We start from the raw sequence: 440 nt of genomic DNA, 5'->3' as shown, positions 1-440 counted from the left end.
CGATGCCAGGCGTGTACGACGAATTCTTCGGGCTGGTGCAGGTCGACGGTGCGGGAGAGCGGTGGTTCAGCGATGCCGGACAGGGGGGGCCGCCGGATGATCAGCTGGAGGGGATCTTCGAGGTGCTGCCGGCGCTACCAGGAGATCCGGTGGAGCCCGGAGAGCCTGTGACGCCCGAGGAGAGGCCTCGCGACGACGGCGAGTACCTGGGGACGAGCGGGTTGTGCGCCGCACGTCCGGGGACATCGCCAGGGACGGCGGGGGCGTGGCTGCTCGTGGCGATGGGGACGCTCATGGCGGGAAGACGCCGACGGCGCTGAGGAGCCGCTTTCGGCGCGCAGAGGCGGGCGCGGTCACAGCAGATCGAGGAGGGCGTCGGACAGGTCGTCGCACAGGTCTGCGAGCCGGTCGTCCTGGGCCGCCAGGGAGGCGTGCAAGGC

General features: G+C 71.4%; 1 protein-coding gene. It reads left to right on the top strand.

Annotated features, from left to right (window positions below; genetic code table 11):
- On the top strand, nucleotides 1–320 hold a 320-nt coding region (locus tag BN4575_RS22985; RefSeq protein ID WP_068979578.1), incomplete at its 5' end, for an MYXO-CTERM sorting domain-containing protein.
- Nucleotides 321–440: the final 120 nt, after the last annotated feature.

The organism is Aeromonas sp. EERV15 (assembly GCF_900079845.1).
Lineage (GTDB): Bacteria > Pseudomonadota > Gammaproteobacteria > Enterobacterales > Aeromonadaceae > Aeromonas > Aeromonas sobria.
The sequence above is the reverse complement of the archived record's forward strand: the minus strand, read 5'-3'. Positions and strand labels throughout refer to the sequence as shown.